Origin of the sequence: Haloarcula sp. Atlit-7R, assembly GCF_003666065.1 — an archaeon.
Lineage (GTDB): Archaea > Halobacteriota > Halobacteria > Halobacteriales > Haloarculaceae > Haloarcula > Haloarcula taiwanensis.
Map to the genome: position 1 here is coordinate 33,946 of NZ_QXIK01000001.1, position 22,020 is coordinate 55,965.

A 22,020-nucleotide genomic window follows, 5' to 3' on the forward strand; every position below is an offset into this window, starting at 1 on the left:
TGGTAATGACAGTTGCGGGGGTTATCATCGACCTCGATGGAACGGTGTACCACGGAAACACGCTGTTGCCGGGCGCGGCGTCGGCAATCGATACGTTCAGGCAGCGTGGTCTGGGAATCTGCTTCTTCTCGAACAACCCCATCCACGACGGGAGCGAGTATGTCGAGCGGTTGCAGGGATTGGGTGTCGACGCCCGCGAGGGCGAGGCCTGTTCCTCCGGCGTCGTCACCCGCGAGTACCTCAACGGATCTCATGCGGGTGACGACGTGTTCGTCATCGGGAGTGAGCCGCTCCGCAGCATGGTCACGGGGACAGAGGCACGGCTGGCCGAAGACCCAGCCGAGACAGACGTGTTACTGGCCTCTTGGACGGACGGCTTCCACTACCACGACATGGTCGACGCGCTCCGGGCCGTCGACGACGACACCGTCTTCCTCGGAACCGACCCGGACCGGACGTTCCCTGGCGAAGACGGCGACCCGGTTCCGGGCTCCGGAGCGATAATCAACGCCGTCGCTGGCGTCATCGAACGGGACCCGGACCGGATACTCGGGAAGCCTTCGGAGATTGCCGTCCAAGCGGCCCTGGAGCGGTTGGACTGTGGGCCAGCGGACTGTCTGGTCGTTGGCGACCGGCTGGAGACGGACATCGCAATGGGCGAACGGAACGGAATGACGACCGTTCTTGTCCGGACCGGCGTGTCCAACGAGCGGTCGCTGGAACGGAGTGCTGTGACACCTGACTATGTCATCGACTCGCTGGCGGAGATTGAGGACGTGCTGGTGGCGCTCGACGCATGACACCGTTCTGGTAATTCACCTGCGGCTTTATTTTGACTGCGGCAGTAGCTTTCAGTGGTGTTTCCAATGGGCAAAGACATCCTCATGATCGTCGGTGATTTCGGCGAAGACTACGAGATAATGGTGCCGTTCCAGGCGCTACAGATGGTCGGCCACGAGGTCGACGCAGTGTGTCCCGACAAAGCGGCCGAAGAGACGATCAAAACAGCGATACACGACTTCCGCGGCGACCAGACTTACATGGAGTCCCGCGGCCACGATTTCGTCCTCAACGCGACGATGGCCGACGTGAATCCCAGCGACTACGACGCGCTCGTCGTCCCCGGTGGGCGTGCCCCCGAGTATCTCCGGACGTATGACGAGGTGCTTGACGCTGTACGGCACTTCTTCGAGGAAGACAAACCAGTCGCGGCGCTGTGTCACGGTCCACAGATTCTCGCCGCCGCCGACGTACTGGACGGCTACGAGATGACATCGTACCCGGCCTGTCGCGCAGAGTGTGAGGCCGCCGGCTGTTCGTGGGTCGACGAAGTGGTCACCGACGGCAACCTCGTCACCGGGCAGGCCTGGCCCGACCACCCCGAGTGGCTCGCGCAGTTCATGGCCCTGCTCGGGGACGACGTATCCCACGGCGAGCCCATCCCCGCCGACGACTGAGAGAGCACAAGATTAGATGGATTCATAACAAACAAATAATCTGGCCGTTTCCCTCCGTTGAGGCGGGTGGGTACTGGCATAGTGCACCATTACGTTCGCCCGCCTCGTTTTCCACAATTACAAAATATAACAGATTCCAGTAACGAACTGCCACCGCCAAGAAGGGACCGAGTGCGTGTCACAGTGCCACCAGATTTGTTATGCTGGGGAGAGAACAGTCGTGTGTAATGCCCTCCGACACCTCCCGAAACGACGACCGCGGCTGTCCGAAGTGCGGCCACACTGGGACTGACGTGGGTAGCATCTCAACCACCGGCGGCGGTCTCTCGAAGATGTTCGACATCCAGACGAACCAGTTCCAGGTCGTCACGTGTACGAACTGCGGCTACTCTGAACTATACCGTGACACCGGGTCCGCTGGCAGTGACCTGGCAGACATCTTCCTCGGGTGACGATGGCCGCCGTAAGCGGACTGTTCGTCGTGGTCGTGTTACTCGCACTGGTTGCACCGCTGGCCCTGTACGCGCTGGTCAGAAGCGAACACGACCAGCGGGTCGAGACGGACCGGGAGACTGCCGAACGGCTTGCCCGCCGCGATACGAACGACGAGGGTCGAACCCGGTGAGTGGCCCGGGCCGTCTCGTCGACCGCAGCGGCGAGTTGTTCACACAGTGATACAGCACCACGATTGTCAGAACGGCGCAAGGTTCGAATAAACTCAAAACAATGGGAAAGTGTACCGATGTCGAACCTTTTATCATAACACTCGCACAACGTCCGACCATGGTTGACAAAGAAGACCTCAGATCACAGTTCGTTGATGCGTTCGAGGAAGCTGACTACCCGATTTCCAGTCCGATGGACCTCGTTCCGGCACTTCCGGGCGGCCCGTCGACGAAGTTCGAGTCCGGTGACTTCTCGATGACAGCGATGGAACTGAACACGAAGCTCAACGGGGAGTTCCCGTACGAGAGTGTCGACGATTTCGTCGACGACGTCATGGCCTCGCTGGAAGATCAGGACCTCATCTAAACAGACCACACTGAATCCGACCGCGGTACCGCTTTTGCGCCACAACTCACAGGGTTCCGAAGAGGGCACCGGTCGCCGTCTCCGCGTACCCTTGAGGTTTATCAGGGCAACGTCCCTACCTAGGGTATGGTCGGTTTGTCGGGGATCGAGACGCTCGTTCGGACGTTCGGACCGTTTCTCATCCCCGCAACGCTGTTCGTTCTGGGTGCCATCGGCTATCTGTTTCTGTGGCTCCTGACCCGGAACCGACGAGAAACATACGCCGCCGACGAGTGACAGCAGGCGGCCGGGCGCACGAAGTTGTTGGAACCGTCAATTTTTTGCGTTAGATTCGTCTAATCCGGTGTATGCTGAGTGCCAAGATGGAGGATTATCTGAAAGCCATCTATCGCCTCGAGCGGGACGGCGACCCGCCGATTGCTCCGTCTACTATCGCCGAGATGCTGGACGTGACCGCACCGACCGTCACCAGTATGGTGGAAAAACTGGCCGACCGCGGGCTGATCGAACGCGAGAAGTACAAGGGCGTACAGACAACCCCGGAAGGCGAGACAGTCGCCCTCGAGATCATCCGCCATCACCGCCTGCTCGAGACGTTTCTCACCGAGCAGTTGGGGTACGACTGGGCCGAAGTCCACGAGGAAGCGGAGGTACTCGAACACCACATCAGCGAGGAGTTCGAGCGCCGAGTTGCGGCGGTCCTCGACGAACCGGAGTTTGACCCCCACGGGGACCCGATTCCCAGCGATTCGCTCGACCCCCTTGACGACGAGTCCGCGACGGCGCTGTCAGAGCACAGCGAAGGTGGGCGACTCGAAGTCGCACGTGTCCGGGACCGCGACCCCGACGAACTCACGTATCTCTCCGACGCCGGCGTCACGCCGGGGACCGTGTTGACTGTCGAGGAGGTCGCGCCCATCGGGATGGTGACGGTCCAGCTAGAGAGCGGGTCGTCAGTGTCGCTCCCGGACCACATCGCCGATGCGATTCAGGTCCGCGCACCGGATACGCAGGGCGAGGACGGAGTGAGTCAGGCGTGAGCGACGCGACGTGGCTGACAGTGGTCGCGATAGCAGCCGGTGCACAGCTTGCGGTCCTCCCCGGCGAGAAAGTACAGTTCATCATCGCCGGCCTGTCGACGCGGTTCAATCCGTTCCTCGTCGTCAGCGCCGCGGGCACCGCCTTCGCCGGCTGGACGGCACTGGAGATCTGGTTCGGCTCCGCAATCACGGCGGTACTACCCGGTATCGTTCTCGAAAGCCTCACCGCCGGGATGTTCCTGCTGTTCGCGATACTGCTGGTCCGCAGTGCCCCGGCAGCCGACACAGAGCAGCAGGAACCCGCGTCCGGGTTCACCACTGACGGCGGACAGCTAGACGTTCGCGTTCCCGTCGTCGACTGGCAAGTGCCGAACAAGCTCGGCGGCTTCCTGCCCATCTTCGCGATGATGGCCTTCGGCGAGTTCGGGGACAAGACCCAACTCATCACCATCACGCTTGCCGCTCAGTACAGCGCCCACGCCAGCGCTATCTGGACCGGGGAGATGCTCGCCATCATTCCAGTGAGCCTCGTCAACGCGCTGTTTTTCCACCGGTTCACCCACCGTTTCGACCTGCGGAAAGCGCACTTCCTCGGCGCAGGGCTGTTCCTGTTTTTCGCCGCGGACTTCGCCCTGAGCGTGACGATGGGGTTCTCGCTGTGGGAAACGATGGTCTCGACCATCGCGGCGCAGGCGGGTGTCTGAGACGAGCAGTTTGGCTGTCTTGAGCCGACAGAAGACTTTTGCTAAACGGTTGACCAGCCCCGAGTGATGCCTCCAGACGGAGTATCCTCGCAGCAGCAACACTCGCTGCCCTCTCGGGGTGTGTAGCACTCAGTCCTGCGAGCGCTCGACTTGCCGGCGTACGGCTAACCAACACCGGTTCAGCGACACATGAGTTCGAATTCACGGTCACGGTCGACCGCGAGACGGTGTACGAGGAGACACACACTGTGAGGGCTGGGGCAGACGGTGCAGTGGAACTGGACGATGCGCTGCCGGACAGACAGGGCAAAATAACGATAGCGACGGCCATCGCCGGGACCGATGTGTCGGCGGAGACGACGTTCGACGACGACAACTGTTACGACATCATTGTCGAGTACACCGGGGACGACGTCGTCCACTGGCAGAGCGCGAGCAGCGACTGTGATGCGTTCCGGTGACTCGCCCGTCGGCCAGCGTGTCGCCGCCAGACGTGGCTCTCAGTTGCACCCACCGCCCCCAGTCGAGACCGGCGTTCAGTCCTGACTGATGCTGTCAAGTTCCCGCGCTTCGTCCGGCGCGCCCCTCTGTCGGACGTTCCCGACGAGAACCGAGAGGACGTAGATCCCGACTGCGACGAGTACGATGACGCCGCCGGCTGTTGCACCGACGTAGTACGAGATACCGATGCCGAGCAGGACGGCGAGTTCGGCCAGCACAATCGATACCAGCAGTGATTCCGAGAAGCTCCGGGACACCTGCGTCGCGCCGGCAACCGGGACGACCAGCATGGCCGCGACGAGGATGACGCCCATAATCTGCATCGCACCGACAACGACGAGCGCCGTCAGCATCACCATAATCCGGTTGTACCAGGCGACCGGCAGTCCGGAGACGGCGGCGGCGGTTTCGTCAAATGTGACGTACAGCAACTGGTTTCTGGTGATCCCGACCGTTGCGACGATGACGCTGAACAGCCCGAGCATGATGACCGCGTTCTCGGCAGACACCGTCGAGAGGTTACCAAAGAGGTACTGATTGATACCCACGGCCAGCCCACCAGCGTTGAGGCTGATGAGAACCGTCCCAAGTGCGAACCCCGTTGAGAGGACAATCGCCATCGATACGTCGTTGTAGGCGTCGGTCGCCTCGGAGATGAGTTCGATGAGCAGCGCCGCGATGACGGCCACGACGACAGCGGTGAGATACGGCGACACGCTCAGTTCGAGGACGGCGTTGAGAAACAGCCCGACGGCAACGCCGGCGAAAGCCGTGTGGGCGAGTGCATCCCCGATGAGGGCGAGCTGGCGGTGGACAAGAAAAGTTCCGATGAGTGGTGCGATAACACCGACGCACAGCCCGACCAGTATCGCCCGGTACATGAACGTGTATTCGGGGTTGATAAGCTCCAGTCCGGTCAGGTGGTAGAGCAGTGCCAGAAGCCAGTACCACACGTCGAGGATCGGGACGAACGCCTCGTAGACGCCGCCGGCCGCAAACGCGAACGTCATCGGTTGCCTCCGGTCAACGACTGTGCACCCGTCCCGAACGCTCTGGCCAGCGCCGCACTGTCGGTGAATTCCGCCGATGGCCCGTCGAAGTAGATCTCCCGGTTCAGACAGATGACGCGCTCCGCGTGTTCGATGACGGCCTGCAGGTCGTGTTCGATAAGCAGGACGGTGATTCCCTCGGCGTGGAGCGATTCGAGCAGTCCGTAGAAGGCGTCGACTGATTCGGTGTCCACGCCGACGGTCGGTTCGTCCAGCACGAGCAGGTCAGCCTCACCCGCGAGCGCCCGAGCGATGAACGCACGTTGGCGCTGCCCGCCGGAAAGCTGGGTGATTCGCCGGTCGGCAAAGGCAGACATCCCGACCGTGTCGATGGCCCTGTCGACGATACGCCAATCGGCTGCGGAAAGACGTCCGAACCCGACGTGTGGGAACCGGCCCATCTTCACCACTTCGCGGACTGTGATGGGCATCTCCCGGCTCGCCCCGGCACGCTGTGCGACGTAGCCGACCTTGGCTCCGTCGTCGAACGCCGTCGCGTCGACGCCGAACAGCTTTGCAGTCCCGCTATCTGGCTCCAGCAGGCCGAGCAGCAACTGCATGAGCGTCGACTTGCCGGACCCGTTGGGGCCGACAACGGCGACGTACTCTCCGGCGTCGATGCTGACAGTGATGTCTTCGACGACAGGCGTGGACGTGTACCCGAACGACACGTCTGTGAGTTCGACGACTGATGACCTGCTTTCGTTCGAGTCGGTCGTCGCTTCGTCGGTATCGTCTCGGTGGTGTGAGCGCATGGCCATCTTTATTCGAAATTCCGCCACTTCTCGCTCCAGCCGTCGGGGCCCGCGTCTTCAGGAGCCGTGTTGCCCAGAACGACCTCGAACGTCGGCATATTTATCTGGTAAGCGATTTCCTCGTATCCCCAGCCGTTTTCGACCCACTCCTCACGGACGCCAGCATATGGCGTCACCGGGTAGTAGGCTTCGACCGGTGTTTCGGCGAGTAGCTGCTTCGCTGGTTTGCGCGTCTCGAAGACGCCGGCTCCGATGTACCGGATATCGTTGTCCTCGATGACCGCTTTCGCCTCAGTGATGTCAGAGGGTTTCACGTCACCGCTGGCAGCGAGGTTAACCACAAGCGGGCGCATCTCGACGCCATAGCGCGTTCCGATGTACTGGAATGCGTTGTGCGCCGCGAGCTGGACCACGTTTCTGTCGGCCCGGTCGAAAATATCGGCGTAGTCCGCGTCGATGCGGTCGAGGACCTCAGCGTTGTACGTATTGGCGTTGTCCCGGAGCGTGTCTTCAGCGTCCGAGGCGAGCGCGACCAGCCCCTCGGTGATGTTGTCGACCGACTGTTTCGCGCGCTGTGGGTCAAGCCAGAAATGAGGGTCGCTGGCTCTGTTCTGCCCGACGCCCTCTTCGTCGCGGTCAAGGCTCGCCGCGAGCGATTCGAGTTCGATACCCTCGCGGACATTGATGAGGTCGGTATCGACGTTGTCGTCTTTGAGCGTCTGAATCGCGCGGTCGGCCCATGGCTGGAAGTCCGGGCCGACGTGGATGAACGCGTCCGCGTCGATGATATCTCGCGTGATCCCGGCGTCCGGTTCCCAGCCGTGGCCGTGCAACCCAGTCGGGATGAGGTTCTTGACCGTTATCGGCGTCCCGCGTGCGACCTTGCGGGCGAAGTCGTAGAAGCTGAAGAACGACGCGACCGCAACCGGTCCGTCCGAACCGTCCGTCCCGCCGCTGCTAGTCGATGCCGCCTCTCTCCCGCCGCCGGTCAGGCAGCCGGCAAAGCCGGTCGCAAGGGCTCCGGCTCCGGCACTGAGTGCCTGCCTGCGGGTGACTCCATACGGCCGCTCGTCGCAGGGTTGGTTAGTTTCCATGTGTGGCTTGCTGTCGAAGAAGAATATAATAGTTTCTATCTAACTATAGTGTTAGACTAGTCTAATTCGCAAGCCAGCTCGTACCTGAAGGCAGCTCTGTGGCACAGACGCGGGTGGACACAACACATAAACCGGCGCTGGAAGTTGGTCCGGTATGCCCGGACTCGACGACACGGACCACGAAATTCTCCGACTGCTACTCGAAGACGCGAGGCGACCATACAGCGACATCGCCGAACGAGTTGACCTCTCGGCCCCTGCCGTCTCCGATCGGGTCGACAGGCTCGTCGAAATGGGACTGATACAGGGATTTACCGTCGATATCGACCGCTCACTGCTACAGGCCGGCGTGCCGGTTCTGATCGAAGTCACTGCGAAGCCGGGTCGGGCCGCCGACATCGCTACAGCGGTCAGCGACGCAGACGCCGTCGAGCGGGTCTATCGGACCGCTGGTGGCCGAGTCGTACTGGTGGCGAACGTCTCTCAGGCCGACGCGAGCGACCTCCTCTCCCAACACGTCGACCTCGGGGACGTGGATCGCTACGAGGTCCGGATGATTGCGGACACCGAATGGACCGCCGGGCTGGGTGCGGCGGAGTTCGCGCCCGACTGCGCGGAGTGTGGCAACTCCGTCGACGAGGAGGGGGAACAGCGAACGCTCGGCGGGGAGCGGTACTACTTCTGCTGTGGCTCCTGTGCCGAGCGGTTCGTCGACCAGTACGAATCGCTCAAAGAAGGGGCCTGAACCGGTTCGGGGTTCAGAATGGAAACTTATCGGCTATTCGAGTTTAGTTCTAAATTAAGCAGCCGGGTCTGACCTTCGAGTCAAAGGGACAAACCGCATGAATACGGGGGGCGTACAGTAAGACAAGATGAGCAACCGGACCACCCGGCTCGAACTGACGGGAATGAGTTGTGCCAACTGCGCGGGCACCATCGAAGAGTCGGTGGGCGAACTGGACGGGATTACATCCGTCGACGCGAACCACGCCACCGACGAGGGGAGCGTCGAGTACGACCCCGATGTGGTATCGCTAGCTGATATCGTCACGGCCGTACAGGACGCTGGCTACGGCGTGGCGACGGAGACGGTGACCATCGGCATCACCGATATGTCGTGTGCGAACTGCGCGGAGGCAAACGAGGAGGCGCTGGAGGAGACTGCAGGCGTCATCGAAGCCAGCGTGAACTACGCCACCGACGAAGGTCAGGTCACCTACAACCCGGCCGACGTGTCGCGTTCGGACCTCTACGACGCTATCGAATCCGCCGGCTACACGCCCGTAAGAGAGAGCAGCGAGAGTGCAAACGCCGACGACAGCGACGGCGGTGAGCAGTCCGGCGCTGATCGCCGCGCCGCCGCGCGCAACGAGGAGACGCGCAGACAACTTCGGCTCACGCTGTTTGGAGCGGTTCTCTCGGCCCCGCTCTTGCTGTTCATGGCGGACCACCTGTTCTCGCTCGGTCTCTTCCGCGAGACGGTTCTGGGCGTCCCACAGGGCTGGGTCGCCTTCGCGCTGGCGACGCCGGTCCAGATACTCCTTGGCAAGCCCTTCTACGAGAACTCCTACAAGGCGCTTGTCAATAACGGGCGGGCGAACATGGATGTCCTCATCGCACTGGGGTCCTCGACGGCGTACCTCTACTCAGTGGCCGCGCTGGCGGACCTCATCGCGAGCACGGGGCTGTACTTCGATACGGCCGCGCTGATTCTCGTCTTCATCACGCTCGGGAACTACCTCGAAGCCCGCTCGAAAAGTCAGGCCGGGGCCGCCATCCAGCAGCTCCTGGAAATGGAGGCCGACACGGCAACGGTCGTCCGCGAGGACGGCAGCGAGGAAGAGATGCTTATCGACGAGGTCGGGGTCGGCGACCGGCTGAAGGTCCGGCCGGGCGAGAAGGTTCCGACCGACGGCGTCGTCGTCGACGGCGACTCGGCGGTAGACGAGTCGATGGTGACCGGCGAGTCCGTCCCGGTCGAGAAAGGCGAGGGCGACGAGGTCATCGGCTCGACGGTGAACCAGAACGGCGTCCTCGAAATCGAGGCGACGAAGGTCGGCTCCGAGACGGCCATCCAGCAGATAGCCGAGCGGGTCCGGCAGGCCCAGTCACGCCAGCCCGACATCCAGAACGTCGCCGACCGCATCTCGGCGTACTTTGTCCCGGCGGTCATCGGCAACGCCGTCCTCTGGGCAGTGCTGTGGGCGGTCGTGCCGGAGACGCTGGCGGCCGTCGTCGACGCGCTCCCGCTGTGGGGGCTGGCCGCGGGCGGCCCGGCCGGCGTCGGTGTGAGCGAGTTCGCGGTCGTCGTGTTCGCCTCTGCCGTCCTGATCGCCTGTCCCTGTGCGCTCGGACTTGCGACGCCCGCCGCGACGATGGTCGGGACGGCTATCGGCGCGCGCAACGGCGTCCTGTTCAAGGGCGGGGACGTGCTCGAACGCGTCCACGAGGTCGACACGGTCGTCTTCGACAAAACGGGGACGCTGACGAAAGGCGAAATGGAACTCACGGACGTGGAAGTCGTCGGTCCCGCTACGGACGGCGGGACGCTCAAGCCCGGGCGCGAGCTGACCGAAGAGTTCGTCCTCGAAGTCGCTGCCAGCGCCGAACACGCCAGCGAACACCCGCTTGCCGAGGCCATCGTCGACGGTGCACGCGAGCGCGGTATCGAGGTGGAGGACCCCAAGGAGTTCGAGAACGTCCCCGGCCAAGGCGTGAAAGCGACGACGCGCCACGGTCGCGTCCTCGTCGGCAACCGGAAACTGCTGTCCGAGGCCGGCGTCGACACCGCTCCGGCAGAGGACCGGATGGACACACTCGAGCGAGAAGGGAAGACGGCGATGCTGGTCGCGCTGGCCGAGGACGAAGGCGATGACGGCATCGAGGGCGACGGCGACCCGGACTACCGCCTCATCGGTATCGTCGCCGACGCCGACACAGTCAAAGAGTCCGCGAAGGCCGCCGTAAGCGGTTTGCGAGAGCGCGGGCTCGGCGTCTGGCTCATCACCGGCGATAACGAGCGGACTGCCCGCGCTGTCGCCGAGGAAGTCGGCATCGACCCCGACAACGTGATGGCCAACGTGTTGCCGGAAGACAAGGCCGACGCCGTCGACGACCTCCAGAGCGACGGCGACCAGGCGATGATGGTCGGCGACGGCGTCAACGACGCGCCCGCGCTGGCGGCCGCGAGCGTCGGCTGTGCCATCGGTTCCGGGACCGATGTGGCAATCGAAGCCGGGGACGTGACGCTGCTCCGGGACGACCCCGCCGACGTGGTGAAGGCCATCCGAATCTCCGAGGCCACGCTCCAGAAAATCAAGCAGAACCTGTTCTGGGCGCTGGGGTACAACACGGTGATGATTCCGCTGGCCTCGCTGGGACTCCTTCAGCCGGTGCTCGCCGCCGCCGCGATGGCCGCCTCATCCGTGTCCGTTCTCGCAAACAGCCTCGCATTCCGCCGGTACACGCCGGATTCGGCGTATCGGCTGTTGGGCTTCCTCCGGCGCTGAGCGAGGACCGTCTCCAGCAGACTCATTTGTCGCCGGGCCTCAGTTGCGAACAGTGACTGCTGAGGAGCGTGTCGCCGACGAGCCGACGGGACAGACAGTGTCACAGCCAGGCGGCGTCGGCGTTCGGCTCCGGGCGCTCTGGCGGGCGCTGGTCATCGTCTGGCAGTTCGTCCCGCTGCTCTGGCAGTGGGGCCGGGACCGCAAGCGGTACCTTCTGTTCGGACGGTCCCGGACAGTGGCCCCCGAAACCCGGACGCGGCGCGCACGCTACCTGAAAGACACCTTTGTCGACCTCGGCCCGGCGTTCATCAAACTCGGACAGATGTTGTCGACCCGGCCCGACGCGCTGCCGCGAGCGTACGTCGACGTGCTCTCTGAACTGCAGGACAACGTCCCACCGGACGCGTGGGCGACCATCGAGCCCGTCATCGAACGGGAACTGGGCAACGATATCGACGCGCTGTTCAAGGAGTTTGACACCACGGCGATTTCCGGGGCGTCGCTCGGGCAGGTGTACGAAGCACGCGTCGACGGCCAGCGGGTCGCTGTGAAAGTGCTTCGACCCAACATCAGAACGCGCGTCGAGACCGACCTGCGCGTACTGTCGACGCTGCTACCAGTGCTCACCTACGGCGCGGACCCGGGTCAGGCGTTCACGCTAGAAAACCTCACCGAGGAGTTCGCAACGACTGTCCGCCGAGAGATGGACTACGGCCACGAGGCGCGGATGCTTCGGGAGATTGGCGACAACTTCGCAAACGACGACGACATCGCCATCCCGGATGTCGTCGAGAGCCACTCGACGGACCGCGTGCTGACGATGACGTACCTCGACGGGGTGAAGATCGACGACGTGGAGCGGCTGGACGACCTCGGCATCGACAGGCCGGCACTCGTCCGGCGGCTCGAAGAGGTGTACATCCAGATGATCGTCGAGGACGGCCTCTTTCACGCCGATCCACATCCCGGCAATCTGGCGGTCCAGTCAGACGGGACGCTCGTGTTCTACGATTTCGGGATGACGGGCTACCTCGGTCCCCGGACGCAGGACCAACTGCTTGACTTCTACGTCGGACTGGCGACTGATGACGTGGACCGCGTGATGGACGCCTTCGTCGAGATGGGCGCGCTAGACCCGATGGCCGACCGCGGGGTGATGCGGGAGGCGTTCGACATCGTCATCGAACAGTTCCGCGGGGAAGACATCAGTGAGTACCGCATCGAGCAGCTAGTGGGCCAGTTTGAGACGCAACTGTACGAGTTTCCGATGCGGCTCCCGCAGGACCTGGCGCTGGTGGTTCGGGTGACGACGGTCCTCGAAGGCGTCTGTCGGACGCTCGACCCCGAGTTCGACTTCATCGAAATCATTTCCGAGTACGTCATGGAGCGAGGCGCTGTGAACGACGTGCGAGAGCAGGTGAAAACAGAGCTAGAGGACGCGGTGACATCGTCGACCCGATCAGCGGTGCGGACAGCGCCGAAGGTGGAGGACACACTTGACAGAGTCGAGCGCGAAGAACTGCTCGTCAAGACCGTCCTCGAAGACTCCGACGGACTGAGTCGGGTGCTCGCCAAGCGACTCCTGCTCGGTATCGTCGCCAGTGCCGGCGTGCCGGTGAGTGCTTACCTCTACACCGTGAGCGGGCTTCAGCCTGCGGCCCTCGCACTGAGTGGGAGCGCGGCGGTGGTCGGAATTCTCGCGTGGTCGTTCCGCCGGAGTCGCGGACCGGCGCTGTCGTCGCCGCAGTTCACCCGCCACGAAATGCGACAGCGGCAGGCGACTGACGCGACTGAGAGAGAAGAGTAGGGAACCCCGCTGTTACGCGCAGCGGCGCTCAGAGTTCGCCCTCGGCCGCCATGTCCCGAATTTCCGCGGCCCGCTCGCGGATCTCCGTGAGTTCATCGTCGCTTTTGTTGTCAACATGGCTATACATCAGCCCCATCCGGTGGTTCGACCGGAGCGTGTCCTCGTTGCGGTCGAGGAAGTCCCAGTACAGCGCGTTGAACGGACAGGCTCCGTCACCGGTGGTCTTCGTCTTGTAATACGGACAGCCCGAACAGTAGTCGCTCATCTTGTCCACGTAATTCGCCGACGAGGCGTAGGGCTTGGTGGCGAACACGCCCGCGCCGTACAGTCCCATCTCGACGACGTTCGGCGTCGTCACCCAGTGGAAGGCGTCGACGTAGCCAGCGTGGAACCAGCGGTTCAGCTGTGCCGGCTCGACGCCGTAGATAAGCCCGAAGTTGGCGAGAATCATCAGCCGCTCGATGTGGTGTGAGTACCCGCGCTCCCGAACCCCGTCGACCACGTCGGAGAGACAGGCCATGTCGGTGTCACCGTCCCAGTAGAAATCCGGCAGGGCCTCGCTCGCGCCGAGTTGATTCGCCTCGCCCAGCTCCGGCATCTCCCGGCGGTAGACGTGCCGGAGGAACTCACGCCAGCCCAGCACCTGGCGGACGAACCCCTCGACGCTGTTGAGCGGCGCGTCTCCGTCCTCGTAGGCGGCGATAGCGCGCTCGATGACCTCCGCAGGGCCGAGGAGTCCCAGATTGAGCGACGTGGAAAGCAGGCTGTGGCTCATCGCCCACTCGTCCTCCAGCATCGCGTCCTGATACGGCCCGAACTCCGGCAGTCGGTTCGTGACGAAATGGTCCAGCGCGCGGACGGCCTGTCGACGAGTGACCGGCCAGCGGAACGGGTCTGGGTCAGCCCAGTCACCGCCGTAGGGCCGCTCGTCGTAGCTTCCCTCGAAGGTCGTTTCGACCCACTCGACGACGTTCCGGGTCACGTCGTCGGGCTCGAACTGCGGGGGGTCCGCTGGCGTCCACCCATCGGGCGGCGTCTCACGGTTCTGGTCGTCGTAGTTCCACTCGCCGCCGACGGGGTCTCCGTTCGCCATCAGGTAGCCCGTCTCACGGCGCATGAACCGATAGAAGTCCTCGTGACGGTAGCGACCGTCACTGCACCAGTCGTCGAACTGTGACGGTGAGCAGAGGAAGCGTTCGTCGGCGACAAACTCGACAGTTCCGCCGGCATCAGCGACCAGCGATTCGAGACGCGACTGTGCAGACTCAGTCTGTGGTCGGTGGGTGACGAGCGTGTCGTCAGGGGTGGCTTCGAAATGTGCTGCCAGTCCGTCCTCGAAGGTCGCTGCTCGCTGGTAGCGGACCGGTCGGCCGTCGTCGCGCAGTTCGTCGCGGAAATGCCGCATCGCGCTGAACAGCAGAATCAGCTTGTGTGGGTGGTACGGTAACTTGTGAGCGAACGACTCCGATTCTATCAGAAGCACCGGTTCGTCAGGTCGTCGAGCGACGGGACCGGACCGCCGGACAAGGTGGTCTCCGCGAAGCCAGACAGTCATCGACAAACAGACACTCCCATTAGTTCCACTACGGGCCTGTATCAGCATCAATCCCCGTCCGAACTGTGTTGGTATTCCGGGACAGCGGAGCGGTCAAAACCTCAATTATTGTTTCTTGACAAACGACAGAAACGACTCGCTTATACGTGCACAGTCATAAGTTTAAATGCATGACAGACGACCTCGACAGGCGGACGTTCATCCGCACGACGGCAGCCGTATCAGGCGCTGGACTCCTCGCTGGCTGTGGCGGGTCCGGCGGCGATGGCGGCAGTGGCGGCGATGGTGGCAGCGACGAAACGGAGGCCACCGACGCCGAGGAGATGGAAACCACTGATGCCGAGTCAATGGACACCGAGAGCAGCGGGGGAGTGGAAACCGCCGAAGCGCCGGGCGAGGTCGCGGACTACGTCGGCGACTCGTCGAACTTCGATGGCTCCATGGTCGTGATGACCGACCAGGACGAGGTCACAGTCGCTGTCGGGGCCGAGGGCAACGGCGGCGCGTTCGCCTTCGACCCGCCAGCGGTCAACGTCTCGACCGGAACGACGGTTGTCTGGGAGTGGACCGGCGAAGGAGCCGGCCACAACGTCAAATCCGAGGGCGACGGCCCGCTCGACTCGGGCTCGGCTGTCGCAGAGGAAGGGACCACCTACGAGTACACGTTCGAAGAAACCGGCACCTACCTCTACAACTGCGTCCCGCACAAGGCGCTCGGGATGGTCGGCGCAGTCGTCGTCGAATAACGGATCGCTGTCTGGCAGATTTTTATCGTGTTACCAGCGCGGAGCGGCTGGTGACGTACAGCGAGTACGCGATGACCGCGAAGCCGACCGCGGTGAGCGCGTTCTCGACTATCAGCGCGACGTCGGTCGGTAAGCCAAACAGCTGGTCTGCGACGCCGGCGAGCAACGAGCCGACAGTAATCGTCGCGAATCCGACGGCGAGATACGTGAGTCCGGTGGCCCTCGTTTTCACTGCTGCGCGAACAGCGAAGTAGGTGATAAGCCCACCGAGTAACACTGTCACAGTCTTGAATCCGATGACGATGAGTGGGATATCTGCGTTCATAGTTCCTCGCTGACACGAGACCACAGGAGGGCGAGCCGATCACTCGGCCGCTCCTCGGTCGGCAGAACGTCGACCTCGAACGCGCCGTCGGCGTCGATACCAACGAACACACCGTCACAATCCCGGACGTACGCCGTCGCGTGATGGCCGTCGGCACGCACCTCTGTTTCCTCGGCGACCAGTTCGGCCTCGCTCAATTGTTCGAGCTTCCGGTAGGTGCTTGTCTGGGGAAGATCACAGACCGAGGCGACCTCCTTGGCTGGCAACGGCTCGTCGAGCACCCTGAGTATGTCGCGACAGTCAGGGTCGGCGAGAGCGTCGAACAGCGCCTGTGTCTCGCTCGTGTCGTTGTGTGCCACGGAGGGGCCCTCTCAGGGAACGGGTGGAGGTGGTTCTGTGGACGGTTCGGTTTCGATATGACGGGGCAACGACGGGAATCCTGTGGGATACTTCGACCCGATGTCCTGCGGTACCCCGGTAGCAGTTTCCTGTCAGTGTCGGAAATATAAAACACCCTCAGATAAAGGGCGACCGTTTGTTTCCAGAATCTGGAAAGGGCACACTCCCTTTTCTATCATCGAATGACAACAGCTAGATTGCTATGCAACGGCCCTCCACTCGCAGACAGTTTCTCGCAGGCACAGGGTTGACAGCGCTCGCCGTTACCGCCGGGTGCGTGTCCTCGGGAAGTAGTTCGAAACCAGCGGCCGAAACCGGAACAGCGACCGAAACTGCGACGCCAACCACGACGCCTGAACAGACGCCTGAACCGACGCCTGAACCGACGCCTGAACCGACGCCTGAATCGCTTGACGACTGGCTTGATGATGCCAACGGCTACGACGGCGAACCCCACAGGTACGGCCCCGAGTCCCGGCCGACAATCCTGGTTGGACAGGAGACGGATGGCGGACTAGCATTCAGCCCACCGGCCATAGAAGTCCCACCGGGGACGATAGTCCGCTGGGACTGGACTGGGCACGGCGGTCAGCAGAACGTAGTCGCCGTAGACGGTACCTTTGACAGCGGCCGAACAAACGCCCAGCCCGGGACGGGGTATCACTACTTCTTCGAGGAGACCGGCGAGTACCGCTACGTCTCCGAACCGCATCGCGACGATGGGATGAAGGGTGCGATTATCGTGAAAGAGCCACCGTCTTCAGGCAACACAGAGGTCGACGAGTGGCTCGTAGAATCCAGTAACTTCGACGGCACCATTATCGATCGGACCGGCACTGACACGGCAACTGTCACAACCGGCGCGGAAGGCAACGGCGGGGGGTTCGCGTTCGACCCCCCGGCGCTGAAGGTTTCGACTGAGACGACCGTCCGCTGGGAGTGGACCGGCGAGGGGGGTCCCCACAACATCGTCTCAAAGGGAGATGGGCCGCTCGATTCGGAACTCGTCGCCGAAGACGGAAGCGCTTATCAGCACACCTTCGAGGAAACCGGGACCTACCTGTACTCGTGTAAACCGCACCAAGGCCTGGGGATGAGAGGCGCAATCATTGTCGAATAGTAATCGTCGTCGAACCGCGTCGGAACGGACGTGTCGGTCGCCTACGGAATCTTGACGCTGTGTTTGAGCGTCCCGATACCTTCGATTTCGACTTCGACTTCGTCGCCGTCTTCCATCGGGCCGACGCCCTCCGGCGTCCCCGTGGCGATGACATCGCCGGGTTCCAGCGTCATGTATGACGTTATTTCGGCGATCAGTTCGGGGACGGAGAAGATGAGGTGGTCGCGAGAGGAGGACTGCTTCGTCTCGCCGTTGAGACGGAGTTCGATGCTGGCGTCTTCGGGGACGTGTTCTGGGGTGGCCACGAGTGGGCCGATGGGACAGGCGTTGTCGAAGGCCTTCCCGCGGACCCAGTTCTGTTCCTGGCGCTGGTCGTCGCGGTTCGAGATGTCGTTGACGCAGGTGTACCCTGCGACGACATCCATCGCGCCCGATTCGCTGACGTTCCGGCACTGCTCGCCGATGACAACGCCGAGTTCCGCCTCGTAGTCGATGCGCTCCTTCCCCGAGGGCATCGTGAGGTGCTTGCCGTGCGAGGCGACGGCGTTTGGCGCTTTGAGAAACAGCATCGGCCGGTCCGGGAGCTCCGAGTCCATCTCCTCGGCGTGGTCGGCGTAGTTGCGCCCGATGCAGACGACTTTCGTCGGCTCGCAGGGCGGCAGGATATCCACCTCGTCGGGGTCGTAGGACTCGTCGCCGAAGGCGATGCGGCCGTACGGTCCGGCGGCGGCGGTGACGACGGGCTCACCGTCCTCGACGGTCCAGCGACCCCCCCGGACGTTCCCCGCGGTATCACGGAATCGAACGCGCTTCATGTCACCGTTCTCTCAGGGCCGACAGATAAGCGTTTAGGAGGGGGAAACCGGACTACAGCGGGCTGTTCGACGGCTGTCTACCCGTCCATCGTCACCTGCGGTGTCGCGGCGAGCAGAAGCGTGACCGAACGGCTTTTGAGACGGGACGGGCTACGCTGGGCCGATGAACGTCCTCGTCGTCGGTGCCGGCGCGATGGGCCGGTGGTTCGCCCGCACGGTCCGGACTCACGCCGACGCGTCCGTCGCCTTCACCGACCTCGACCAGTCGGCCGCTGAAGCCGCCGCTGACGCGGTCGGCGGGCGCGCTGTTGCCAGCGACGCGGCCGAGACTTTTGACGTGGTCTGTGTCGCCGTGCCGATGCCCGTCGCCGGGGCGGCCATCGACGAGTTCGCGCCGCTTGCCACGGGTGCAATCGTCGACGTGACCGGGAGCATGGCCGGCCCCGTCGCGGCGATGCAGGACGCGATGCCCGACGGCCAGCGACTCAGCCTTCACCCGCTTTTCGCCCCCGAGAACGCGCCCGGCAACGTCGCCGTCGTCGCCGACGCACCGGGGCCAGAGACCGAGGCCGTCGTCGACGCCCTCGCCGCGGCCGGGAACAACTGCTTCGAGACGACGGCGGCGGAACACGATAAGGCCATGGAGACGGTCCAGGCCAGCGCCCATGCAGCGGTGCTCGCGTTTGCGATGGTCGCCGACGACGTGCCGGACCGGTTCCAGACGCCGATTTCGGCTGGTCTGTTCGACCTTGTCGAGCAGGTCACCGGCGGCGACCCGCGGGTGTACGCCGACATCCAGGACGCCTTCGACGGCGCGGACGCCGTGGCTGACGCGGCCAGGGAACTCGCCGATGCCGACGCTGACACTTTCGAACGGCTGTACGAGCGACTCTCATGAACCAGGACACACGCCAGCAGATACGCGACAACGCCCAGTACCTCCGGAACGTCCGGCCACTGGACCCCGAGGAGCTACACGAGTACGTCGAGGGCCAGCCCCACCCCGCCGTCGTGAGGCAGGTACTCCGGGAGGAAGCCTTTGATCTCGGTCTCGTCGAGCGCGAGGACGGGACCTTCGTCCCGGCACCTGAGGAACGGCTCTCGGTGACTTTCGACGGCGTCGACCGGTTCCCCGACCGCTACGAACAGCAGGTCATCGACCTGCTGACAGAGTGGGGCGGGCTGGAGTGGCACAGCGGCGACAGCGGCGACCAACTCCGCGAGCGCATCCGCGACATCAAGGAGCGGTACCTCCGCGGGCAGGCCGTCGAGTACGACGAACTGACGGCGCTTGGCTACGCCGTCTACCACCTCCCGGACTACTACGCCGTGGCGAAGTACGTCCTCGCGGACCTCGCCGCGGACGGCCTGCTCCCCACACAGCTCCGGGTGCTGGACGTGGGGGCCGGTGTCGGCGGCCCGGCGCTGGCCCTGCGGGACCTGCTCCCCGACGACGCCCTGCTCGACTACCACGCGGTCGAACCCAGCGCCGCTGCGGACGTGCTGGAACACCTTCTAGAGGGCAGCAGCGGGAACGTCCGCTGGGAGATTCACCGGGAAACGGCGGAGGCGTTCGACCCGTCGTCGTCGTTCGGTGACGACAGCGGTGGAGAAGATGGACCGGTTGCGGGCTACGACCTCGTCATCTTCGGGAACGTCCTCAGCGAACTCGACGACGCGGCGGCGACGCTCTACCGGTACGTCGAGGCGATCGCCGACGACGGGACGTTGCTGGCGCTGGCTCCGGCCGACCGCAACACGGCGATACAGCTCCGAACCGTCGAACGGGAGGTGGCCGACGGCGGCCCAGCAACGGTGTACGGGCCGACGGTGCGGCTCTGGCCCCACCAGTCCCCCGACAGCGAGTCGTGGTCGTTCGACCGCAAGCCGGACATCGCGGTTCCGACGATGCAAAAACGGCTCGACGACGCCGGTGGCGGCACGGGCGAGTTCGTCAACACGGACGTGCAGTTCGCCTACAGCGTCCTGCGAACCGACGGGAAGCGAACGCACGACGTGACGCCGGACCGCGGCATCCACGCACCGATGGCCGACGCCGAGAACTACGTCACCGACCGGGTGAACTTTCTGGGCGTGAAGCTCAGCCACGACCTCGCCGAGCGGGAGGGCGCAAACCCGCTGTACTTGCTCGGAGACGGGAGCCAGCAGGTCGACCACTTCGCCGTCCTCACAGAGGCGTCGATACTGAACGAAGACCTCCGGAAAGCCGACTACGGCGACCTGCTGTCCTTCGAGAACGCGCTGGTCCTGTGGAACGACGACGAGGAGGCGTACAACGTCGTCGTCGACGGCGAGACGGTTGTCGACCGAGCGCGCTAGCGGTGGGCTTTTCTCGCAGACGGCCCCACGGAACGTATGGACGAGCCGACGATTCTGCTGACGAACGACGACGGAATCGAGAGCGCCGGCCTCCGGGCGGTGTACGACGGTCTCTCGACAGTCGGCGACGTGACCGCTGTCGCCCCGGCGGAAGACCAGAGCGCGGTCGGGCGGGCTATTTCCCACGAAGTGACCGTCCACGAGCACGAACTCGGCTACGCCGTCGAAGGGACGCCCTCAGACTGCGTCGTGGCGGGACTGGAAGCGCTCGTCACCGACGCTGACCTCGTCGTCGCGGGCTGTAACCGCGGGGCGAACCTCGGTGCGTACGTTCTCGGCCGCTCGGGGACCGTCAGCGCCGCCGTCGAGGCTACCTTCTTCGACGTGCCGGCGATGGCCGTCTCTATGTACATCCCGGTCCGCGAGGACGCTGCGTTCGCCGATATCGAAGCTAACGGCGACAGCTACCGCGAGGCAGCGAAAGCGACGACCTACCTCGCCGACCACGCCGTCGATGCCGGCGTGTTCGAACAGTGCGACTACCTGAACATCAACGCCCCCGTCGCCGAGTGGGGCGACGCACAGATGACGGTCACACGACCGTCTCACCTCTACGAGATGGACGCTGTGCAGGATGGCGACGCCGTGACCCTCCACGACCGCATCTGGGAGCACATGGCCGAGGGCGACATCCCCGACCCCGAGGGGACGGACCGCCGCGCCGTCGTCGACGGAAAAGTCAGTGTCTCGCCGCTGACTGCGCCACACACGACGGAACATCACGAGGCGCTCGACGCTATCGCGGAGACCTACGAGCCGGGCGACGAGGCGGCCGACTGAGCGGACGATGCGGTTCCGTAACGCAATCCTCTTCGTCGCGCTCGCAGTCGCCTGGGGCAGCGCATTCACCGCTATCAAAGCCGGGCTGGAGTACTTCCCACCGATCCTGTTTGCTGCGTTCCGGTACGACCTCGCCGGGGTGTTGATGCTCGGCTACGCGGTGTACGCTACCGACCAGTGGGTCCCGAAGGGCCGCTCCGACTGGATCGTCATAGGGATCGGCGGCACACTCATGATTGCGGCGTATCACATCTTCCTGTTCGTCGGCGAGCAGGGGACCACGAGCGCCGCCGCCGCTATCGTCGTCAGCCTCTCGCCGATTCTCACGACCGGGTTCGCGCGGGCGTTCCTGCCGGACGAACGGCTCACGACGCTGGGCATCGTCGGCCTTCTCGTCGGATTCGTCGGTGTCGGCGTCCTCAGCAACCCCGACCCGGGAAACCTCCTCAACCCCCGGACTGTCTCGCTGGTTCTGGTGTTCCTCGCGGCCACGGCCTTCGCTCTCGGAAGCGTGCTGACCCGTCGGGTCGACGACGATCTGGAGATAGAGACGATGGAAGCGTGGTCGATGCTGCTCGGTGCGGTGCTTATGCACGGTGTCAGCCTCGGGGCCGCTGAATCGATAGCCGATGTTCAGTGGACTGGTGAAGCCGTGCTGGCCCTGCTGTATCTGGTCGTCGTCGCCAGCGCGCTGGGCTTTCTCATCTACTTCGACCTGCTGGAGCGGCTGGGACCTATCGAGATCAATCTCGTCTCTTACGCTGCGCCGGTCGTCGCCGCCGCCACCGGACTGCTGTTCCTTGGCGAGACGCCGACGGTCTACACTGGTGTCGGGTTCGGCTGTATTCTTATCGGATTCGGCCTGCTGAAGCGGGACGCGCTGCGAAACGAGGTCGCGCGGTTCGGCGGGACGCCGAGGCGGGGGGACTGAA

General features: G+C 63.8%; 25 protein-coding genes. 18 read left to right on the top strand and 7 right to left on the bottom strand.

Going from position 1 to position 22,020, the window contains the following annotated elements:
- Positions 1–5: 5 nt before the first annotated feature.
- The 9 genes from D3D01_RS00155 to D3D01_RS24445 all read left to right on the top strand — a co-directional run bounded on the left by D3D01_RS00155 (position 6) and on the right by D3D01_RS24445 (position 4,694).
- Positions 6–800 (top strand): HAD-IIA family hydrolase, encoded by a 795-nt coding sequence (locus D3D01_RS00155; RefSeq protein WP_121510855.1) that lies wholly within the window; start codon positions 6–8, stop codon positions 798–800.
- A gap of 66 nt (positions 801–866) precedes the next feature.
- The gene (locus D3D01_RS00160; RefSeq protein WP_121510856.1) at positions 867–1,457 is read left to right on the top strand and encodes a DJ-1/PfpI family protein; all 591 of its coding nucleotides are present in this window, start codon (positions 867–869) and stop codon (positions 1,455–1,457) included.
- Positions 1,458–1,684: 227 nt separating this feature from the next.
- Entirely contained in the window at positions 1,685–1,909 is a 225-nt protein-coding gene (locus D3D01_RS00165; RefSeq protein WP_101349769.1) for a zinc ribbon domain-containing protein, read from the top strand.
- A gap of 2 nt (positions 1,910–1,911) precedes the next feature.
- Positions 1,912–2,082 carry a hypothetical protein gene (locus tag D3D01_RS23890; RefSeq protein ID WP_198560227.1) on the top strand — a complete coding sequence of 57 codons (171 nt, stop codon included), beginning with the start codon at positions 1,912–1,914 and terminating at the stop codon, positions 2,080–2,082.
- 158 nt (positions 2,083–2,240) lie between these two features.
- On the top strand, positions 2,241–2,489 hold the full coding sequence (locus D3D01_RS00170) for an MTH865 family protein (RefSeq protein WP_004515677.1): 249 nt from the start codon (positions 2,241–2,243) through the stop codon (positions 2,487–2,489).
- Positions 2,490–2,615: 126 nt separating this feature from the next.
- The gene (locus tag D3D01_RS23895; protein WP_170083661.1) at positions 2,616–2,765 is read left to right on the top strand and encodes a hypothetical protein; all 150 of its coding nucleotides are present in this window, start codon (positions 2,616–2,618) and stop codon (positions 2,763–2,765) included.
- Between the two features lie 71 nt (positions 2,766–2,836).
- Positions 2,837–3,529 carry a metal-dependent transcriptional regulator gene (locus tag D3D01_RS00175; protein ID WP_198560226.1) on the top strand — a complete coding sequence of 231 codons (693 nt, stop codon included), beginning with the start codon at positions 2,837–2,839 and terminating at the stop codon, positions 3,527–3,529.
- Positions 3,526–4,233 (top strand): TMEM165/GDT1 family protein, encoded by a 708-nt coding sequence (locus tag D3D01_RS00180; protein ID WP_101349768.1) that lies wholly within the window; start codon positions 3,526–3,528, stop codon positions 4,231–4,233. Before D3D01_RS00175 ends, D3D01_RS00180 begins: the two co-directional genes overlap by 4 nt.
- A 248-nt stretch (positions 4,234–4,481) precedes the next feature.
- Positions 4,482–4,694 carry a hypothetical protein gene (locus tag D3D01_RS24445; RefSeq protein ID WP_233563183.1) on the top strand — a complete coding sequence of 71 codons (213 nt, stop codon included), beginning with the start codon at positions 4,482–4,484 and terminating at the stop codon, positions 4,692–4,694.
- 75 nt (positions 4,695–4,769) lie between these two features.
- Here D3D01_RS24445 and D3D01_RS00190 read toward each other — a convergent pair whose 3' ends face one another.
- The 3 genes from D3D01_RS00190 to D3D01_RS00200 are packed head-to-tail and all read right to left on the bottom strand — an operon-like array spanning position 4,770 to position 7,632.
- Positions 4,770–5,744, bottom strand: a complete 975-nt coding sequence (locus D3D01_RS00190) for a metal ABC transporter permease (RefSeq protein WP_121510858.1) — start codon at positions 5,742–5,744, stop codon at positions 4,770–4,772.
- Entirely contained in the window at positions 5,741–6,544 is an 804-nt protein-coding gene (locus D3D01_RS00195) for a metal ABC transporter ATP-binding protein (protein WP_101349765.1), read from the bottom strand. The genes D3D01_RS00190 and D3D01_RS00195 overlap by 4 nt, the downstream gene beginning before the upstream one ends.
- Positions 6,545–6,546: 2 nt before the next feature.
- Positions 6,547–7,632, bottom strand: coding sequence for a metal ABC transporter substrate-binding protein (locus D3D01_RS00200; RefSeq protein ID WP_121510859.1), 1,086 nt, complete (start codon positions 7,630–7,632; stop codon positions 6,547–6,549).
- A gap of 154 nt (positions 7,633–7,786) precedes the next feature.
- On the opposite strand from D3D01_RS00200, the gene D3D01_RS00205 reads away from it, so the two are divergent.
- From D3D01_RS00205 to D3D01_RS00215, 3 genes are all read left to right on the top strand, one after another.
- Positions 7,787–8,377 carry an Lrp/AsnC family transcriptional regulator gene (locus tag D3D01_RS00205; protein WP_101349763.1) on the top strand — a complete coding sequence of 197 codons (591 nt, stop codon included), beginning with the start codon at positions 7,787–7,789 and terminating at the stop codon, positions 8,375–8,377.
- A gap of 127 nt (positions 8,378–8,504) precedes the next feature.
- A complete protein-coding gene (locus tag D3D01_RS00210; RefSeq protein WP_121510860.1) occupies positions 8,505–11,141 on the top strand; it encodes a heavy metal translocating P-type ATPase in 2,637 nt (878 codons plus the stop codon).
- 52 nt (positions 11,142–11,193) lie between these two features.
- A complete protein-coding gene (locus tag D3D01_RS00215; RefSeq protein WP_121510861.1) occupies positions 11,194–12,948 on the top strand; it encodes an AarF/ABC1/UbiB kinase family protein in 1,755 nt (584 codons plus the stop codon).
- Positions 12,949–12,976: 28 nt separating this feature from the next.
- Here the strand turns inward: D3D01_RS00215 and D3D01_RS00220 are convergent, their stop codons facing one another.
- On the bottom strand, positions 12,977–14,503 hold the full coding sequence (locus tag D3D01_RS00220) for a cryptochrome/photolyase family protein (RefSeq protein ID WP_121510862.1): 1,527 nt from the start codon (positions 14,501–14,503) through the stop codon (positions 12,977–12,979).
- A 170-nt stretch (positions 14,504–14,673) separates the two neighbouring features.
- Here D3D01_RS00220 and D3D01_RS00225 point away from each other — a divergent pair, with 170 nt between their 5' ends.
- A complete protein-coding gene (locus tag D3D01_RS00225; RefSeq protein ID WP_101349759.1) occupies positions 14,674–15,249 on the top strand; it encodes a halocyanin domain-containing protein in 576 nt (191 codons plus the stop codon).
- Between the two features lie 22 nt (positions 15,250–15,271).
- Here the strand turns inward: D3D01_RS00225 and D3D01_RS00230 are convergent, their stop codons facing one another.
- Both D3D01_RS00230 and D3D01_RS00235 read right to left on the bottom strand, forming a co-directional pair.
- Entirely contained in the window at positions 15,272–15,574 is a 303-nt protein-coding gene (locus D3D01_RS00230; RefSeq protein ID WP_101349758.1) for a hypothetical protein, read from the bottom strand.
- Entirely contained in the window at positions 15,571–15,933 is a 363-nt protein-coding gene (locus D3D01_RS00235) for a helix-turn-helix domain-containing protein (RefSeq protein WP_121510863.1), read from the bottom strand. The genes D3D01_RS00230 and D3D01_RS00235 overlap by 4 nt, the downstream gene beginning before the upstream one ends.
- Positions 15,934–16,250: 317 nt before the next feature.
- On the opposite strand from D3D01_RS00235, the gene D3D01_RS00240 reads away from it, so the two are divergent.
- Positions 16,251–17,093, top strand: a complete 843-nt coding sequence (locus D3D01_RS00240) for a halocyanin domain-containing protein (protein WP_121510864.1) — start codon at positions 16,251–16,253, stop codon at positions 17,091–17,093.
- Between the two features lie 41 nt (positions 17,094–17,134).
- Here D3D01_RS00240 and D3D01_RS00245 read toward each other — a convergent pair whose 3' ends face one another.
- Positions 17,135–17,908 carry a fumarylacetoacetate hydrolase family protein gene (locus tag D3D01_RS00245; protein WP_101349755.1) on the bottom strand — a complete coding sequence of 258 codons (774 nt, stop codon included), beginning with the start codon at positions 17,906–17,908 and terminating at the stop codon, positions 17,135–17,137.
- Between the two features lie 163 nt (positions 17,909–18,071).
- On the opposite strand from D3D01_RS00245, the gene D3D01_RS00250 reads away from it, so the two are divergent.
- Genes D3D01_RS00250 through D3D01_RS00265 form a run of 4 tightly spaced genes read left to right on the top strand, consistent with a single transcriptional unit; the run spans position 18,072 to position 22,019 of the window.
- On the top strand, positions 18,072–18,806 hold the full coding sequence (locus D3D01_RS00250; RefSeq protein WP_121510865.1) for a prephenate dehydrogenase: 735 nt from the start codon (positions 18,072–18,074) through the stop codon (positions 18,804–18,806).
- Complete coding sequence (locus D3D01_RS00255) at positions 18,803–20,248, top strand: small ribosomal subunit Rsm22 family protein (RefSeq protein WP_121510866.1); 1,446 nt, start codon at positions 18,803–18,805, stop codon at positions 20,246–20,248. The genes D3D01_RS00250 and D3D01_RS00255 overlap by 4 nt, the downstream gene beginning before the upstream one ends.
- Positions 20,249–20,284: 36 nt before the next feature.
- Positions 20,285–21,088 carry a 5'/3'-nucleotidase SurE gene (gene surE, locus D3D01_RS00260; RefSeq protein WP_101349752.1) on the top strand — a complete coding sequence of 268 codons (804 nt, stop codon included), beginning with the start codon at positions 20,285–20,287 and terminating at the stop codon, positions 21,086–21,088.
- Positions 21,089–21,095: 7 nt separating this feature from the next.
- Positions 21,096–22,019 carry a DMT family transporter gene (locus D3D01_RS00265; protein WP_101349751.1) on the top strand — a complete coding sequence of 308 codons (924 nt, stop codon included), beginning with the start codon at positions 21,096–21,098 and terminating at the stop codon, positions 22,017–22,019.
- The last annotated feature ends 1 nt before the right edge of the window (position 22,020 follow it).

What these genes read in the sequence shown, in the direction of transcription:
- D3D01_RS00155 (WP_121510855.1), top strand. Translation starts at nt 6, where the DNA reads ATGACAGTTGCGGGGGTTATCATCGACCTCGATGGAACGGTGTACCAC.
- D3D01_RS00160 (WP_121510856.1), top strand. Translation starts at nt 867, where the DNA reads ATGGGCAAAGACATCCTCATGATCGTCGGTGATTTCGGCGAAGACTAC.
- D3D01_RS00165 (WP_101349769.1), top strand. Translation starts at nt 1,685, where the DNA reads ATGCCCTCCGACACCTCCCGAAACGACGACCGCGGCTGTCCGAAGTGC.
- D3D01_RS23890 (WP_198560227.1), top strand. Translation starts at nt 1,912, where the DNA reads ATGGCCGCCGTAAGCGGACTGTTCGTCGTGGTCGTGTTACTCGCACTG.
- D3D01_RS00170 (WP_004515677.1), top strand. Translation starts at nt 2,241, where the DNA reads ATGGTTGACAAAGAAGACCTCAGATCACAGTTCGTTGATGCGTTCGAG.
- D3D01_RS23895 (WP_170083661.1), top strand. Translation starts at nt 2,616, where the DNA reads ATGGTCGGTTTGTCGGGGATCGAGACGCTCGTTCGGACGTTCGGACCG.
- D3D01_RS00175 (WP_198560226.1), top strand. Translation starts at nt 2,837, where the DNA reads ATGCTGAGTGCCAAGATGGAGGATTATCTGAAAGCCATCTATCGCCTC.
- D3D01_RS00190 (WP_121510858.1), bottom strand. Translation starts at nt 5,744, where the DNA reads ATGACGTTCGCGTTTGCGGCCGGCGGCGTCTACGAGGCGTTCGTCCCG.
- D3D01_RS00195 (WP_101349765.1), bottom strand. Translation starts at nt 6,544, where the DNA reads ATGGCCATGCGCTCACACCACCGAGACGATACCGACGAAGCGACGACC.
- D3D01_RS00200 (WP_121510859.1), bottom strand. Translation starts at nt 7,632, where the DNA reads ATGGAAACTAACCAACCCTGCGACGAGCGGCCGTATGGAGTCACCCGC.
- D3D01_RS00205 (WP_101349763.1), top strand. Translation starts at nt 7,787, where the DNA reads ATGCCCGGACTCGACGACACGGACCACGAAATTCTCCGACTGCTACTC.
- D3D01_RS00210 (WP_121510860.1), top strand. Translation starts at nt 8,505, where the DNA reads ATGAGCAACCGGACCACCCGGCTCGAACTGACGGGAATGAGTTGTGCC.
- D3D01_RS00220 (WP_121510862.1), bottom strand. Translation starts at nt 14,503, where the DNA reads ATGACTGTCTGGCTTCGCGGAGACCACCTTGTCCGGCGGTCCGGTCCC.
- D3D01_RS00225 (WP_101349759.1), top strand. Translation starts at nt 14,674, where the DNA reads ATGACAGACGACCTCGACAGGCGGACGTTCATCCGCACGACGGCAGCC.
- D3D01_RS00230 (WP_101349758.1), bottom strand. Translation starts at nt 15,574, where the DNA reads ATGAACGCAGATATCCCACTCATCGTCATCGGATTCAAGACTGTGACA.
- D3D01_RS00245 (WP_101349755.1), bottom strand. Translation starts at nt 17,908, where the DNA reads ATGAAGCGCGTTCGATTCCGTGATACCGCGGGGAACGTCCGGGGGGGT.
- D3D01_RS00250 (WP_121510865.1), top strand. Translation starts at nt 18,072, where the DNA reads ATGAACGTCCTCGTCGTCGGTGCCGGCGCGATGGGCCGGTGGTTCGCC.
- D3D01_RS00255 (WP_121510866.1), top strand. Translation starts at nt 18,803, where the DNA reads ATGAACCAGGACACACGCCAGCAGATACGCGACAACGCCCAGTACCTC.
- surE (WP_101349752.1), top strand. Translation starts at nt 20,285, where the DNA reads ATGGACGAGCCGACGATTCTGCTGACGAACGACGACGGAATCGAGAGC.
- D3D01_RS00265 (WP_101349751.1), top strand. Translation starts at nt 21,096, where the DNA reads ATGCGGTTCCGTAACGCAATCCTCTTCGTCGCGCTCGCAGTCGCCTGG.